This window comes from Peteryoungia aggregata LMG 23059 (assembly GCF_030814435.1).
Classification (GTDB): Bacteria; Pseudomonadota; Alphaproteobacteria; order Rhizobiales; family Rhizobiaceae; genus Allorhizobium; species Allorhizobium aggregatum.
This window is the reverse complement of sequence record NZ_JAUSUW010000013.1, coordinates 55,007-70,611: the sequence shown is the minus strand read 5'-3', so window position 1 is coordinate 70,611 and position 15,605 is coordinate 55,007. Positions and strand designations below refer to the sequence as shown.

At 61.4% G+C, this 15,605-nt stretch carries 12 protein-coding genes and 1 pseudogene; 8 read left to right on the top strand and 5 right to left on the bottom strand.

The genetic code is table 11. The annotated features are described in order from the left end of the window. Positions 1 to 3: 3 nt before the first annotated feature. The 5 genes from J2045_RS19075 to J2045_RS19055 form a co-directional block, all read right to left on the bottom strand. Positions 4 to 2,445, bottom strand: coding sequence for a GcvT family protein (locus tag J2045_RS19075; RefSeq protein WP_307375829.1), 2,442 nt, complete (start codon positions 2,443 to 2,445; stop codon positions 4 to 6). Next, positions 2,442 to 3,347, bottom strand: coding sequence for a choline/ethanolamine kinase family protein (locus J2045_RS19070; RefSeq protein ID WP_307375827.1), 906 nt, complete (start codon positions 3,345 to 3,347; stop codon positions 2,442 to 2,444). Before J2045_RS19070 ends, J2045_RS19075 begins: the two co-directional genes overlap by 4 nt. Continuing rightward, positions 3,344 to 5,359, bottom strand: a complete 2,016-nt coding sequence (locus tag J2045_RS19065) for an ABC transporter permease (RefSeq protein ID WP_307375824.1) — start codon at positions 5,357 to 5,359, stop codon at positions 3,344 to 3,346. The genes J2045_RS19070 and J2045_RS19065 overlap by 4 nt, the downstream gene beginning before the upstream one ends. A 7-nt stretch (positions 5,360 to 5,366) precedes the next feature. Then, the gene (locus tag J2045_RS19060; RefSeq protein ID WP_307375822.1) at positions 5,367 to 6,383 is read right to left on the bottom strand and encodes a quaternary amine ABC transporter ATP-binding protein; all 1,017 of its coding nucleotides are present in this window, start codon (positions 6,381 to 6,383) and stop codon (positions 5,367 to 5,369) included. A gap of 120 nt (positions 6,384 to 6,503) precedes the next feature. Next, positions 6,504 to 7,466, bottom strand: a complete 963-nt coding sequence (locus J2045_RS19055; RefSeq protein ID WP_370873176.1) for an ABC transporter substrate-binding protein — start codon at positions 7,464 to 7,466, stop codon at positions 6,504 to 6,506. Positions 7,467 to 7,707: 241 nt separating this feature from the next. Between J2045_RS19055 and J2045_RS19050 the strand changes: the two genes are divergently transcribed. From J2045_RS19050 to J2045_RS19015, 8 genes and pseudogenes are all read left to right on the top strand, one after another. Then, positions 7,708 to 8,463, top strand: coding sequence for a DeoR/GlpR family DNA-binding transcription regulator (locus J2045_RS19050; RefSeq protein ID WP_307375821.1), 756 nt, complete (start codon positions 7,708 to 7,710; stop codon positions 8,461 to 8,463). Positions 8,464 to 8,787: 324 nt separating this feature from the next. Further along, positions 8,788 to 9,657, top strand: a pseudogene (locus J2045_RS19045) (MBL fold metallo-hydrolase); the annotation flags it as partial. Then, on the top strand, positions 9,654 to 10,448 hold the full coding sequence (locus J2045_RS19040; protein WP_307375819.1) for a sulfite exporter TauE/SafE family protein: 795 nt from the start codon (positions 9,654 to 9,656) through the stop codon (positions 10,446 to 10,448). The pseudogene J2045_RS19045 and the gene J2045_RS19040, both read left to right, overlap by 4 nt. Before the next feature lie 10 nt (positions 10,449 to 10,458). Continuing rightward, on the top strand, positions 10,459 to 11,082 hold the full coding sequence (locus J2045_RS19035; RefSeq protein WP_307375817.1) for a class I SAM-dependent methyltransferase: 624 nt from the start codon (positions 10,459 to 10,461) through the stop codon (positions 11,080 to 11,082). A 178-nt stretch (positions 11,083 to 11,260) separates the two neighbouring features. Beyond that, positions 11,261 to 12,331, top strand: a complete 1,071-nt coding sequence (locus tag J2045_RS19030) for a LacI family DNA-binding transcriptional regulator (protein ID WP_307375815.1) — start codon at positions 11,261 to 11,263, stop codon at positions 12,329 to 12,331. A 155-nt stretch (positions 12,332 to 12,486) separates the two neighbouring features. Continuing rightward, positions 12,487 to 13,755 (top strand): ABC transporter substrate-binding protein, encoded by a 1,269-nt coding sequence (locus J2045_RS19025; RefSeq protein WP_307375812.1) that lies wholly within the window; start codon positions 12,487 to 12,489, stop codon positions 13,753 to 13,755. 129 nt (positions 13,756 to 13,884) lie between these two features. Then, positions 13,885 to 14,781, top strand: a complete 897-nt coding sequence (locus J2045_RS19020; protein WP_307375809.1) for a carbohydrate ABC transporter permease — start codon at positions 13,885 to 13,887, stop codon at positions 14,779 to 14,781. Continuing rightward, positions 14,778 to 15,599 (top strand): carbohydrate ABC transporter permease, encoded by an 822-nt coding sequence (locus J2045_RS19015; RefSeq protein ID WP_307375807.1) that lies wholly within the window; start codon positions 14,778 to 14,780, stop codon positions 15,597 to 15,599. Before J2045_RS19020 ends, J2045_RS19015 begins: the two co-directional genes overlap by 4 nt. Positions 15,600 to 15,605 lie beyond the last annotated feature (6 nt).

Genomic DNA, 15,605 nt, shown 5'->3' with positions numbered 1-15,605 from the left:
ACCTCAGGCCTTGATCTTGTCCATGGCCGGGTCGACCATCGGCCCGAAGTGGATGGTTGCCGGTGTTTTCTCTGCCGCGACGACGAGTTCGTAGCTGCCGCTTGAGAGATAGTCATCGCTCACCCCGTCCGGGTTGCGGACATAGCCGTAGCCGATGTTCTTGCCGAGCGTGTAGCCATAGCCGCCGCTGGTGAGATAGCCGACCGGCTCCCCGTTTCTGAGGATCGTCTCGCGACCGGCCAGCACGATGTTCGGATCATCGACGGTGAAACCCATGAGGCGCTTCTTCAGCGGCTGGCCGACGGTGGCTTCCAGTGCCTGTCGACCTAGGAAGTCCGTGTTCTTCTTCAGCTTTACCGCCCAGCCGAGGCCGGCCTCGAATGGCGTGTCGTTCGGCGTGATGTCCGAGCTCCAGGCGCGATAGCCCTTTTCCAGGCGCAGGGATTCCAGTGCCCTATAGCCGATCGGCCGAATGTCGTGCGGTCTCCCGGCTGCCATGAGTGCGTCGTAGACCTCGCCGAGTGCGGCGATCGGGATATGCAGCTCCCAGCCGAGTTCGCCGACATAGGTGACCCGCAGTGCCCGGACGGTGGTGTTGGCGATCGGGATTTCCCTGACATGGCCGAAGGGGAAGGCACTGTTGGAGACGTCCGCCGAGGTTACGGCAGCAAGTACATCTCGTGCCTTCGGGCCCATCAGCGACAGCGTGCCCCAATCCTCGGTGATGTCGGTCAGCCTGCAGTCGAGGCCGTCTGGAATATGGTCGGCAATCCAGCCGAAGTCGTGGGTGCGGAAGCCTGTTCCGGTGACGATGTAGAAGGTCTCGTCGGCAAGGCGTGCAACGGTGAGATCCGCCTCGATGCCGCCGCGGGTGTTGAGGAGCTGGGAGTAGGTCAGGCGGCCGACGGGTCTGGTGACATCGTTGGCGCAGATCCAGTCCAGCGCCTTCAGCGCATCCGGACCGGTCAGTTCGTATTTCGAGAAGGAAGACTGATCGAAGATGCCAACTGCCTGGCGAACATGGTTGTGTTCGGTTCCCACGCCCGCAAACCAGTTCTGTCGCCCCATGGAATAGATATCCTTCGGCTCCGTGCCCGAAGGGGCGAACCAGTTCGGTCGCTCCCAGCCGAGTTTTGAGCCGAATACGGCGCCGGATGCCTTCAAGCGTTCGTAGAGGGGAGAGACCAGACGCGGTCGTCCGCTTTCATATTCCTCGTGCGGGAAGGCGATCGTGTAGTGCTTGCCATAGGCTTCCAGCGTGCGGTCGCAGACCCATTGGCGATCCCGGTGCATGCCGGCGAAGCGTCTGATATCGACGACCCAGAGGTCGAGCGGCGCCTCACCGTCGATGACCCATTGGGCGAGCACCCAGCCCGCCCCGCCGCCCGACGCGATGCCGAAGGCGTTGAAGCCTGCGCCGACGAACATGTTCTTGCACTCGGGGGCGACACCAAGGATGAAATTGCCGTCTGGAGTGAAGCTTTCCGGACCGTTGATCATCTGCTTGACGCCGACCTTCTCCAGGGCCGGAACGCGCTCCATGGCCTGCATCATGTGCTGTTCGAAATGGTCGAAGTCATCATCGAACAGGCGGAAGGCCCAGTCGTTTGGCAGGTCGCCGGTCAGCCAGGGCTGCGGGTTAGGCTCGTAGCCGCCCATTACGAGACCTCCGACCTCCTCCTTGAAATAGGTGCGCCGGTCCGGGTCGCGGATGGTCGGGGCGTCGGTCGAGAGCCCGTCGATCTTCTCGGTGATGATGTATTGATGCTTTACCGCCTGCAGCGGTACGTTGATGCCGGCCATGTCGCCCACCTGCCGCGCCCATTGCCCGGCACAGTTGACGACCTTTTCGCAGCTGACATCACCCTTGCTGGTCTTGACGGCAGTGATGCGGCCGTCCTTCATCTCGAAGCCTGTCACGCGGACATTCTCGACGATCTTTGCGCCATGCATGCGGGCGCCCCTGGCGAGCGACTGGGTGATGTCGGAGGGACTCGCCTGGCCATCGGTCGGCAGCCAGCTCGCGCCGACGAGATCATCGACATTCATCAGCGGCCACATCCTCTTGACCTCCTCGGGGGAGACGAGATGCATCTCCATGCCGAAGCTGCCGGCCGTCGTGGCCAGACGTCGGAATTCGGTCCAGCGATCCTGGTTGGTGGCGAGACGCAGGCAGCCGGTCATCTTCCAGCCGGTCGCAAGCCCGGTCTCCGCCTCAAGACCCTTGTAGAGCTCGACCGAATATTTCAGCACGCGGGTGATGGAGGCGGAGGACCGCAGCTGGCCGACCAGACCGGCGGCATGCCAGGTCGATCCGGATGTGAGCGCGCCCTGTTCGATCAGCAGGACATCGGCCTTGTGGTCCCTGGCCAGATGATAGGCTGTCGAACAGCCGATGATGCCGCCGCCGATGACGACGATCTGGGCGTGGGAGGGCAGGGTCATGGCGCGTGTTTCCCGTAGACTGTGTGGTAGTGATCCAGCGCTTCTTGAAGGCGCGTGAGGTTTTCCTGCGTGTAGCCGACATAGTCGGCACCCGGCGCGTCGAGGTAGAGTTCCGACACCATGCTCCACATGGCTTCCCTCAGAAGCGATGCGCATTGCATGGATGCCAGCGAGCGACGGATCTGCGGCGAAGGCTCTGCGCCGAAATAGGCGACGAGAAAGTCGTCGGATTGATCGGGCGTCAGCGCGGCATTGGAGGTTGCTCCAGCGAGATCGAACATCGCGGTGGAGAACCCTGCATATTCGAAATCGATCAGCCACAGACGCTGGCCATCATCGAGAATGTTTGATGGAAGCAGGTCGTTGTGGGCAAAAATGATGGGAAGAGCAGACTGCGCGGCTTCAAGTTCCGCTGCCAGTGCCAGGTAGGTCGGGATCTCGCCGGTCATCCGGCTGGCGCCCGCTTCGAGGGTTCGCGCATAGTCACGAATGACGTGAAAGGGCCAGAATATGAAGCCTGGGCCGGAGACATGGCCTGCCATCTCCCGATGGAAACGGCCGAGAAGCTGCGCCACCCGGCACCGTTGGTCCGCAACGTCCGTGGCAGTCAGCGTCGTTGCTGTCAGGAAGGCGGAGACCATGATGCCGGGTTCGGCATATTCGATCCGGGGGGCAAAGCCTGCCTCGAAGGCGGCCCTTGCGGTCATCAGTTCCCGCTCGCGCGATACATGGTGGAAGGGGTAGTCCTTTCCGAAGCGGACGACGTGGCCGCCCTCTGAGTCTCTGACCAGATAGCTTTCGTTGCTCAGACCGCCCTTCAGCGGCGCAATCTCTATCTGGCCGTTCCAGCAGGGCAGGGCGGCGATGCGATCCTCGGTCGATGTTTCAGGCAGCAAACTCATCTCGTCTGCTCCTTCAGGCGAGCGGCGCCAGCTGAGATCAGGCGGTCCGCGATGATGGCGATGAAGGCGACGGCGAGGCCCGCGACAAGACCTCTTCCCGTGTCTGCCTTGGTCAGGGCGATATAGACCTCCTGCCCGAGGTCCCGGGTGCCGACCAGTGCGGTGATCACCAGCATCGAGAGGGCGAACATGATCGTCTGGTTCAGCCCCAGCAGGAGTTCGGGCAGGGCGAGCCTGAGTTTGACCTTGATCAGGATCTGGACCGGTGTGCAGCCCATCGAACGGGCGGCCTCCAACACCTGTGGATCCACGCGCTGCAGGCCAAGAACGGTGTAGCGGATTGCGGGAGCGACCGCGTAGGCGACGATGGCGATCAGTGCGGTGAAATCTCCGACGCGAAACAGCATCACCGCCGGCATCAGGTAGACAAAGGAGGGCAGGGTCTGCAGAGTGTCGATCACCACCTGCAAACCGCGCCACAGGCGTTCGCGTTCGGCCGCAAGAATGCCCAGCGGAATGCCGATGATGCTGGCGATCACCACGGCGATGCCGCAGAGATAGACCGTGACCATCGCCTTTTCCCACTGCCCTGTCGCGGCGACGAGAAGGGACAGGCCACCGACCGTGACGGCCAGTCTCAGTCCCCCGAGCCTGTAGCCCGTTGCAGCCAGGAGTGCGACGACACCAATCCAGGGCAGTTCGCCGAGGAAGCGCTTCACCGGCACCAGCAGGTTGAGGAGCAGTGCCGTCCTTGTCGCTTCGATCGTGTCGAAGAAGTTGATGTTGATCCACTGCACGACATCGTTCCAGAAGACACCTGTCGACAGCACAAGCTGCTCGGGATAGCGCGCGAGTGGCGGAAAGAGCAGGCTCGTTGCAAGGCCGGCGGCAAGCAGGCCGAGACTACCGGCCAGATAGGGCGACCGCAGCCACCCTGTCTCGCGAGTGGTTTCGACAGGCTGTCCCGCCTTCCGGGCGAAGGCCTGGCTCAAACGGTCGAGTGCGATTGCCAGTGCCACGATGGCGAAACCCGCTTCGAGGCCGGCGCCTATATCCAGCCGGCGCAGGGCTGCGAGCACGTCGAAGCCGAGGCCGCCAGCGCCGATCATCGAGGCGATGATCACCATGTTGAGAGACAGCATGATCACCTGGTTGACGCCGACCATCAACGCATCCGCCGCGGAGGGGATCATGACCTTCCAGGTCATCTGGCTGTGCGAGCAGCCGACCATATGGCCGAGATCGCGCAACTCGGAGGGAACCGCCCGCAGGCCATGAATGGTGATGCGGACCATCGGTGGCAGCGCATAGATCACCGTGCCGACGATGGCCGCTGTCGGGCCGAAGCCGAAAAAGAACAGGATCGGCACCAGATAGGCGAAGATGGGAATCGTCTGCATCAGGTCGAGCAGCGGAGTCAGGGCGCGTTCGACCCATGGCCATCGGTAGCCGGCTAGGCCGAGAAGAAGACCGAGTACCACGCCGATCGGAACGGCAACGAGGATCGAAGCCAGCGTCACCATGGCGCTGGTCCATTGGCCGAAGATGGCGATAAAGCCAAAACAGGCCGCGACGAGAACTGCCAACCGAAGGCCGCCGGCGTGCAGGCCTGCGAGGCCCGCAAGCGCGATGACGGCAAAGAAGGAGATCGGCGGAACAAGCTGAGTCGCAGCCGATCCCTGGCCGGACAGGAAGCCGGTGGAGAGGAGACTGAGTGCCAATCGATAGGGAATGTCGATCAGATCCGCGATGAAACGGGTCAAATCGGTAAAGTTGAAGAGGCCGAAACTCGCATCATTGACCAGCCACTTCGTCCATTCCCCGATATGGCGGGCAGCCGGGATCTGCCAGGCGCGCGGATAATCGAAAGCCCATTTGCCGATCGCCGGTCCCTGCCACCAGGCAAGGAGGCAGACAGCCGTTGCCAGAAGCAGCAGCAGGTCGGGCAGGCGGGGCATGGCGCGCTGCCGTCCGGGTGTTTCGATTTCCGTCGCTGGCTGAAACAGGCTCATGGCACGTCTAGCCCTGCATCATCAGCGTGGCGACATCGTCGCGATGGACGACGCCGAGCAGATGGCCGTCCACGCCGGTGACGCCAATCAGGCTGGTGGCAGAAGCAAACATCGGCGCCATCTCGGCCACCGTGGTTCTGCCGCCCACCCTTGCGGCGGGTACGAGGCCGTCTGCCGGGCGCATGATCGTGTGGGCCCTGATCGCCTTGGCGCGGGGCACGTTGCGGGTGAATTCGGCCACATAGTCCGTTGCCGGATGCAGGACCAGCTCTTCCGGCGTGCCAGCCTGGACGATCTCGCCGTCCTTCATGATGGCGATCCGGTCCGCGAGGCGGATCGCTTCGTCGAAATCATGGGTGATGAAGACGATCGTTTTCTTCAAGGACGACTGAAGCCGGAGAAACTCGTCCTGCATTTCCCGCCGGATCAATGGATCAAGGGCCGAAAACGGCTCGTCGAGGAACCAGAGTTCGGGCTCGACGGCGAGCGAACGGGCGATGCCGACGCGTTGCTGCTGGCCTCCCGAAAGCTGTCGTGGATAGAACCGCTCCTTGCCGAAGAGGCCCACGAGTTCGATCATCTGGAGTGCCCGGGTCTCGCGAGTGTGGCGCTCTACGCCTTGGATCTCCAGGGGGAAGGCGACATTGGCGAGCACCGTCAGGTGCGGCAGAAGGGCGAAATGCTGGAAGACCATGCCCATCTGGTGGCGGCGGATCTCGATCATACGGGCATCGGTCGCCGTCAGCAGGTTCTCGCCGTTGAAGAGGATCTCGCCCGAGGTCGGTTCGATCAGGCGAGAGAGGCAACGGACAAGAGTCGACTTGCCAGAGCCCGAGAGACCCATGATGACGAAGATCTCCCCGGGCATGACCTTGAGATCCACGCCCCTGACCGCGCCGACGAGACCGGCATCATGCAGGGCTCGCGCGGTCAGTGTGCCGTTGGACGTCTGAAGCGCTTCGTGCGCTCCTGCACCGAAGATTTTCCAGACGTCGCGGCAGACGAGTTTGGGTTGCGATGACATCAGTATTCCGTCGAGGGTTCGAGACGGGACCGGCGAAACCGCCGGCACGTTCATGTCAGACGAAAGGGCGGCCGCTTGCCACAGAGGAGAGGAGCGAGCGGCCGCTAAGCTGCAAGGCGACTATTTCTTGATCCACTCGGACCAGCGGGCCTCGTTGGCGCCCATCCAGGCAGCGACCACGTCTTCGAGCTTCTTGCCGTCGACGTCGACCTCGGTGATCATTGCGCCCATCTCGTCGTTGTTGACGTTGAAGGCCTTGATGCTCTTGTAGGCGCCCGGCCACTTGTCCTTCACGCCAGCCCAGCCAGCCTTCCAGATCGGGCCGAAGGGCTTGCCGCAGTCATAGGCGAGGTCGGGGTTCGATCCCCAGCTGGGATCCTTGTAACATTCTGCGGTGTAGGTCGGGAATTCGACCCATTCGCCCTTGTATTTCGCCGGCGCCCAATGCGGTGCGTAGATCCAGAGCATGATCGGTGCCTGGCGTTGGTAGGCGCTCTCCAGTTCTGCGAACAGGGCGGCGTCCGTTCCCGCGTGGACAACCTCAAAAGGCAGGTCCAGCGCTTCCACCCGCTCTTCATCGAAGCCGCCCCAGGTGACCGGGCCGCCAAGGTAGCGACCCTTGGGAGCCGTTTCGGCGGTGGAGAACGCCTCCGCGCAAGCCGGCTCCTTGAGGGCTTCCCAGTTCGGCAGGCCGGGGCATTTTTCCTTCATGTATTCGGGAAACCACCATTCTTCCTTGGCCTGCATGCCGGTCTCGCCAAGATTCTCGACCTTGCCGGTCGCGACCGCCGTCTCCAGCGCCTCCTGGCCAGTGGTGGCCCAGATCTCCATCGCGACGTGGAGATCGCCCGATTCCAGACCGGCGAACTGTGCGAGATAGTCGGCCTGCACATATTCGATCGAGTATCCTGCCTTCTTCAGGACCTCGCCCATGATCTGTGTGGTGATCAACTGGCCCGTCCAGTCGTGCAGCGTGAGCTTGATCGGGTCTGCGGATTCCTGTGCTGCGGCCGGTATGGCCAGGGTGGCAGCCATCATCAGTGTCCCGGCGAGGAGCCGTGGCATGCGGTCAAGGTGGAGCATTCGAGTTCTCCCAGTAGAGCCCGTTGAAAATCATCGAAACTGGCAAGTCGCGCGGTCGTCGTTCCCCGTACTTTTGTATCTGTAGACGAGCGTGCGATGCCGCAATCTCAGGTCATGAGCTCGACCTTGTCAATGTCGTTTTGTGGTTTTTTGTGATTTTGTGACCGATTTTGTGGTGTCTGGTTGCTGCATGCGATCGGCTTGGCTATCAAGAGGAGCCGCAACGGACAGGAGAAACGGCGTGCCACCTTCGAAGAGACACGGGGACATCTTGCGATTGCTGCAGCACGACGGAACGGTCGCGCTTTCGGAACTGGCGCGAAAACTGAACGTTTCCCTCGAAACCATTCGTCGGGACATCAAGCCGCTGGCGCGTAGTGGCAGTGTTGTGAAGATGCATGGCGCGGTGAGCCTGACCACGACGATCGGGGAGGCGCCCTTCGAGAAGCGCATGCGTGAGAACAGCGATGCGAAGCGGATGATCGCCGCCATGGTCGCCGCCACGATCCGTGATGGAGATTCCATCATGATGGACACCGGCACCACAACGAGCTTCCTCGCGCGGGCCCTGCTGGAGCACCGGCGCCTGACGGTGGTGACCAATTCCTCCGACATTGCCCGCACACTGGCAACGGTGAATGGCAACAAGGTGTACATGGCGGGAGGAGAATTGCGCAGCGACAATGGCGCAGCCTTCGGCACGACGGCGATCGATTTCGTCAACCGGTTTTCCGTCATCCATGCCATCGTCTCCACGGGGGCGGTGAATTCCGCCGGTATCATGGACTACGATCTGGACGAGGCAGAGTTTGCCCGGATGGTGCTGACGCGGGGCAAGCGGTCGCTGGTGGTGACCGATCACAGCAAGTTCGGGCGAGAGGGGCTGGTGCGCGTCGGCGGTTTCGATGCGATCACCGAACTGGCGACCGACAAGCCGCCACCCGCCGAGATCGCCCAGGCGATCGAGGCTGCAGGGGCGAGTCTCCTGGTCCTCTGACCCTTTCCGGGCTGGCCGAGCCGGTCATGCCTGATCCACAACCATGTTCGCGAGGTGGAGATCGTGCGCGCGAGCGCTCAGGGCGTCGTCCCGCGATCACATCATGGTTTCCGAGCAATGCGATCACAGCATTTCGCGGCCCTTGCCCTTTCAATCTTCGTCGTTAAATATATATGTATTAACATATGTTTTGTGGCGAGCCATGCCCGGGAGGGGCGGCGGCGTTGCAATCGGCATTGGAGCGCCGGCATGGCAGAGATCCCGTCGGCTGTCGAAGCGCCGGTTCAGTTTGAATGGCAGAAGAAGGATACAGACATGACCGCAAAGCCAGAGGTTAAGGGTTTCTATGATCCACGGACCTTCAGCATCCAGTATGTGGTCAGTGATCCGGCAACGGGCAAATGTGCGATCATCGATCCAGTGCTTGATTACGACGAGAAGGCCGGTACCACGGATACACACAGTGCCGATGCGATCTTGGCCCATATTGCCGAGAAGGAGCTCACCGTTGAGTGGATTCTCGACACGCATCCGCATGCGGACCATCTGTCCGCAGCTCAGTATCTCAAGGGGCGAACGGGGGCGCCGACGGCGATCGGTCAACATGTGATCGAGGTGCAGGAGCTCTGGAAGGAGATCTACAACTGGCCCGATTTCCCGGCGGACGGGGCACAGTGGGATCGTCTGTTTTCCGCAGGGGATACGTTTTACGTGGGCGAGTTGTCCGGTCGCGTGCTCTTTTCCCCCGGCCACACGCTGGCCTCGATCACCTATGTCATCGGGGATGCGGCGTTCATCCATGACACATTGTTCATGCCCGATAGCGGCACTGCCCGGGCCGACTTTCCCGGCGGCAGTTCGAGGCGGCTCTGGGCGTCGATTCAGGAGATTCTCTCCCTGCCTGAAGACACCCGGCTGTTTACCGGTCACGACTACCAGCCGGGCGGGCGGGCACCCATGTGGGAGAGCTCGGTTGCCGAACAGCAGCGCGACAATCCGCACGTCGCCGGCAAGGACGAGGCCGCTTTCGTTGCGTTGCGCGACGCGCGGGACAAGACTCTGCCGATGCCGAAGCTGATCCTGCATGCATTGCAGGTCAATATCCGGGGTGGGCGCCTGCCGGAGCCGGAAACGAACGGCCGGCGCTACATCAAGATCCCGCTCGATGCCTTGTCTGGAGCCGCGTGGGAATGATCGACATCATCCCCCAGAGCCTGGCGGCGATCGGTTCGGGCGGGCTCGTCGGCTTCTCGCTGGGCCTGATCGGTGGTGGCGGGTCTATTCTGGCGACGCCGCTTCTCCTCTATGTTGTCGGCGTTGGCCAACCGCATGTGGCGATCGGGACCGGTGCCCTGGCTGTGTCGATCAATGCCTATGCCAATCTGATCGGCCATGCGCGCAAGGGGCATGTATGGTGGCGTTGTGCCATCGTCTTCGCAGCGACAGGCACCGTTGGCGCGCTGATCGGCTCCAGTCTCGGCAAAGCCTTCGACGGCGAGCGATTGCTGTTTCTGTTCGGCCTGCTGATGCTGGGCGTCGCTGTCATGATGCTGCGTCCGAGGGCGGCTGTCCTTTCGGGTGCTCCGAGGGCAGATCGCCTGACATGTCTGAAGACAGCGGGCATCGCACTGGTGGCGGGCGCGGCCTCGGGTTTCTTCGGGATTGGCGGCGGGTTCCTGATCGTGCCTGCGCTGATGCTTGCGACGGGCATGCCGATGATCAACGCAATCGGGTCTTCCCTGCTTGCCGTCGGGACCTTCGGACTGGCAACGGCCCTGAACTACGCTGCCTCGGGCCTCATCGACTGGCAGATCGCTGCAGAGTTTGTCCTGGGCGGCGTTTTCGGCGGGCTCGGTGGCATGCTGCTGGCCACGCGCCTTGCGGCCCGTCGAAACCTGCTCAACCGCATCTTTGCCGGTGTTATCGTCATCGTCGCGCTCTATGTTCTCTACAAGAGCAGTGCCGCGATCGTTCCCGTTGGGTGAAGGACAGCGCATGAGCCACGAAAGGCAGCAGAGGTTCTGGAACAGGATCGCCCGGCGCTATGCGGCACGTCAGATCCAGGATGTCGCTGCCTATGAAGCCATGCTGACCGATGTCGCTGCGCGCCTTGCGCCTTCGGATCGCGTGCTTGAACTGGGATGTGGCACCGGTGGAGTGGCCATCCGCCTGGCGCCTGGCGTGCAGGAGTGGAAGGCAACGGACTTTTCTGCGCAGATGATCGAGATCGCCAGAGCGAAGCCAGCCGGTGACAACCTCCGCTTTGTCCTCGTCGATGCCGAGGATGCCTTTGATGATGCGCCTTTCGATGCGATCTGTGCGTTTAATGTCCTGCATCTCCTTGATGACCCGCATGCCGTTCTGGCCCTCATCCATGCGAGCCTGAAGCCCGGTGGCCTGCTGATTACCAAGACCTGGTGCTTTGGTGATCTGGGCACACGATGGCGCGGCCTTTTCACCGTGCTGCGAGCCCTGGGTCTGTTTCCCGCCGTCCATGGCTTCACCGTCGCCGGCTTGCGTCAGTCTCTTGAAAAGGCCGGCTTCGAAATCGTCGACCAAACGGTCTTCGGCAAGCACCGCCAGAACCCCTATATCGTGGCGCGCAGGCGCTCTCCCTGAGCCTGGCCATTCGAGTGAGGTCCCTGCTCGATCTTCGCCCTCTCGTCTCAGGTGCCGGCAGCGTGTTCAGCGCCACAGCCGGTTTTGGGTTGTCTCCGACACTTCTGTGGCCTAGTAAATATTTTCCGGAGGTTTTACCCAGCCTTCCGAGGAGGCAGTTTGAGGAGGGCAGGCCGCCGTGGTGACAATCAAGGAAATTGCGCAGGCGGTCGGCGTCTCCTCCGGCACGGTGTCGCGCGTCTTGAACTATGACCAGACACTTTCGGTGTCGGAAGCCAAGCGGCAGGCGATCATCGAGACGGCAGAGGCGCTCAACTATGCGACGCCGCGAGCACGCAAGAACGCCCAGATGCCCCCGCTGACAATCCCAATGGCGAGCCATGCGGAGGTGCCAGCGAATATCGCCATCGTGCATTTCCTTGCGCCGCAGGAGGAACTGGTCGATCCCTATTATGTCGGCGTCCGCCTTGGCATCGAGGCCCGCTGCCGCGAGTACAAGATCGAGATCGCGCGCGTCTTCAACCCGGATGTGCCCGTGGATCTGGCCATGCTGACGGGCATTTCGGCAACCGTCGTCGTCGGGCACCACCCGAAGGCCGAAATCGAGGCGATGGCCAAGGTCTGTCCGCATCTGGTCATGGCCGACTACAATCCGCGCATGCCGCAATTCGACTGCGTTCGCGCCGATCTCGGTGAGGCTACGACAGTCATCCTGGACAGCCTGGACCAGACTGGTTATCGCCGGATCGGTTTCGTTGGCGGGTATGAGTTGATGGACAACGACGCCCTGATGCATGGCGAGCAGCGCTGCAAGGCCTTTATCGAATGGCACGAGACGCGAGGGCGCTACCGTCCGGAACTGATGGCGCTTGGCCAGAGCGAACGCTTCGGGCAAAATCTGCGGCTGGAAACGGGCTACCAACAGGCGAAATCTCTGCTTGCCCTGGATGAGCGGCCAGATGCGATCGTTGCGGCGAACGACAACATGGCGATCGGCGCTTACCGGGCCATACAGGAAGCGGGGCTCTCCATTCCCGACGATATTGCCGTCGTGGCGTTCAACGACATTCCCGTGGCGCAGTTTCTGACCCCGCCGCTATCCACCATGCGCATTCCGGGCGAACTGATCGGCGAGGTGGCGGTCGATCTCCTGGTCGAGCGGCTGAACGGTCGGGACTATTCCAAGCATGTGACGCTGCCGACCGAGATGGTCTGGCGAGGCAGTGCAAAAAAGCCATCGATTTTCTGATCGCTTTCGACGGCAGGTTGTGGAATCACAGGTACTTACCGCAGTGCACAAAATATTTAGTAAAAATTTTCTTGGCACTCTCCAGGTTTTCGGGAATAGTGACCGCAAGGCAGCGGGAAGAGGCTGCCGGGGTCAGTGTTTCAAGGGAGGAAGACATGGATAATCTGAGTGGTTTCAAGCGCTCACTGGCGTCAGCCTGTGCAGGCGTTGCATTTTTCGCAAGTTCCGCCGCATTTGCCGGCGAAGTCACCATCTGGTGCTGGGATCCGAATTTCAACGTCGCCATCATGCAGGAAGCTGCGGCGCGTTATACGGCCAAGAATCCCGGCACGACATTCAACATCGTCGACTTCGCCAAGGCCGATGTCGAACAGAAGCTGCAGACGGGTCTGGCGTCCGGCATGACCGACACGCTGCCGGATATCGTTCTTATCGAGGATTACGGCGCGCAGAAATATCTGCAGTCCTTCCCCGGCTCGTTCGCTGCGCTGACCGACAAGATCGATTATTCCGGTTTTGCCAAATACAAGGTCGACCTGATGACCCTCGAGGGCCAGGTCTATGGTGTTCCCTTCGATTCCGGCGTGACCGGCCTCTACTACCGCAAGGACTATCTGGAGCAGGCAGGTTACAAGGCCTCCGACATGGAGAACCTGACCTGGGATCGCTTCATCGAGATCGGCAAGGACGTGAAGGCCAAGACCGGTCATGAGATGATGGCGCTCGACAGCAACGACGGCGGCCTGATCCGCATCATGATGCAGTCCGGCGGCCAGTGGTATTTCAAGGACGATGGCAGCCTCAACATCACAGGCAACGCCGCGCTGAAGGCAGCCCTCGAAACCCAGGCGCGGATCGTCAACGAAGGCGTGGCGAAGCCGACCAGCGGCTGGAACGACGGCGTCAACGCCTTCACCTCCGGCGATGTCGCCGCCGTCCTGCTTGGTGTCTGGATCACCGGCACCGTCAAGGCGCAGCCCGATCAGGCCGGCAAGTGGGCCCTGACCGCCATTCCGAAGCTTGGCATCGACGGCGCGACCGCCGCCTCCAACCTCGGTGGTTCGAGCTGGTATGTGCTTGAGGCTTCCGCTGAAAAGGACGAAGCAATCGACTTCCTCAATGAAGTCTATGCCAAGGATCTCGACTTCTATCAGAAAATCCTGACCGAGCGCGGCGCCGTCGGCTCGCTGCTCGCCGCCCGCACCGGCGAAGCCTATCAGAAGCCAGACGACTTCTTCGGCGGCCAGACGGTCTGGCAGAACTTTGCCGATTGGCTCGTCCAGGTGCCGGCCGTCAACTACGGCATCTTCACCAACGAGCTGGACACGGCTGTCACGGCAAACTTCCCGGCGCTGCTCAAGGGAACGCCTGTCGATGACGTCCTGAAGGCGATCGAAGATCAGGCCGCCGGTCAGATCCAGTAAACCCATCCCACAGGGGTCAGGCCTTCGGGTCAGGCCCCTGTCCTCCCGGAGCCGTGCGGCGCAAGCGCCGCGCGGCTTCCCTTCACATATCAAGGTTCAGTGACCACTGATCGGGTTCGGGGATACCGCATGGCCACCACATCCAGATCCAGCCTGAGACGCTATTACGACGTGAACGGATGGCTGTTCGTCGCGCCCGCCCTCGTGCTGATCTCGCTCTTCATGCTCTATCCGATCCTGCGTTCTCTCGCGCTGTCCTTCTATTCGGGACGCGGGATGATGCTGAAGTTCTCGGGCACCGGTAATCTCGTACGTCTGTGGAACGATCCCGTCTTCTGGAAGGCGCTGGAAAACACCGTCATCTTCTTCGTCGTCCAGGTGCCGATCATGATCACCATGGCGCTGATCCTGGCGGCCATGCTGAACAATCCGAAGCTGCGTTATTCCGGCCTGTTCCGGACCATGATCTTCCTGCCCTGCGTTTCGTCGCTGGTCGCCTACTCGATCCTGTTCAAGAGCATGTTCTCGCTCGATGGCGTGGTGAACAACACGCTGCTTACGATCGGCATCATCGGCGAGCCGATCGGGTGGCTCACAGACCCCTTCTGGGCCAAGGTCCTGATCATCATCGCCATCACCTGGCGCTGGACCGGCTACAACATGATCTTCTATCTGGCGGCGCTGCAGAATATCGACCGGTCGATCTATGAGGCGGCGAAGATTGATGGCGTGCCGTCCTGGGGGCGCTTTGCGTTTCTCACCATCCCGATGTTGAAACCGGTGATCCTGTTTACCACGATCACCTCGACAATCGGCACGCTGCAGCTGTTCGACGAGGTGTACAACTTCACCGAAGGCAAAGGTGGGCCTGCGGATTCGACGCTGACGCTGTCGCTCTACATCTACAACCTTACCTTCCGCTTCATGCCGAGCTTCGGTTATGCGGCAACCGTCTCCTATGTCATCGTGCTGATGGTGGCGGTCCTCTCCTTCCTGCAATTCTATGCCGCGAGGGAACGTCGATGATGACAATGCTTCGCCGCCGGCTGCCCGACATCGTGCAGTATGCCGTGCTGTCGCTTGCCGCCTTCCTCTCGATCTTTCCGTTCATCTGGATGGTGATCGGCGCGACCAACACCACGAGCGAGATCGTGCGCGGCAAGGTCACCTTCGGTACGGCGCTCTTCGACAACATCGCGTCCTTCTTCGCCCAGGTGGATGTGCCGCTGGTGTTCTGGAATTCGGTGAAGATCGCGCTTGTCGGCACGGCGCTGACGCTGCTCGTCTCGTCGCTTGCCGGCTACGGCTTCGAGATGTTCCGCTCAAAGCTGCGCGAACGGGTCTATACCGTGATCCTCTTGACGCTGATGGTGCCGTTTGCGGCGCTGATGATCCCGCTCTTCATGCTGATGGGGCAGGCGGGGCTGCTCAACACCCATATCGCGATCATGCTGCCGATGATCGCGTCCGCCTTCATCATCTTCTATTTCCGCCAGGCCTCAAAAGCCTTTCCGACCGAGCTTCGTGATGCGGCCAAGGTGGACGGGCTGAAGGAGTGGCAGATCTTCTTCTACATTTATGTTCCGGTGATGCGCTCCACCTATGCGGCGGCCTTCGTCATCGTCTTCATGCTGAACTGGAACAATTATCTCTGGCCGCTGATCGTGCTGCAGTCGAATGACACCAAGACGATCACGCTGGTCGTGTCCTCGCTCGCCTCCGCCTATTCGCCCGAATACGGCACCGTGATGATCGGCACGATCCTCGCCACCCTTCCCACCCTTCTCGTCTTCTTCGCCATGCAACGCCAATTCGTGCAGGGCATGCTCGGCTCCGTGAAATAGGACTTA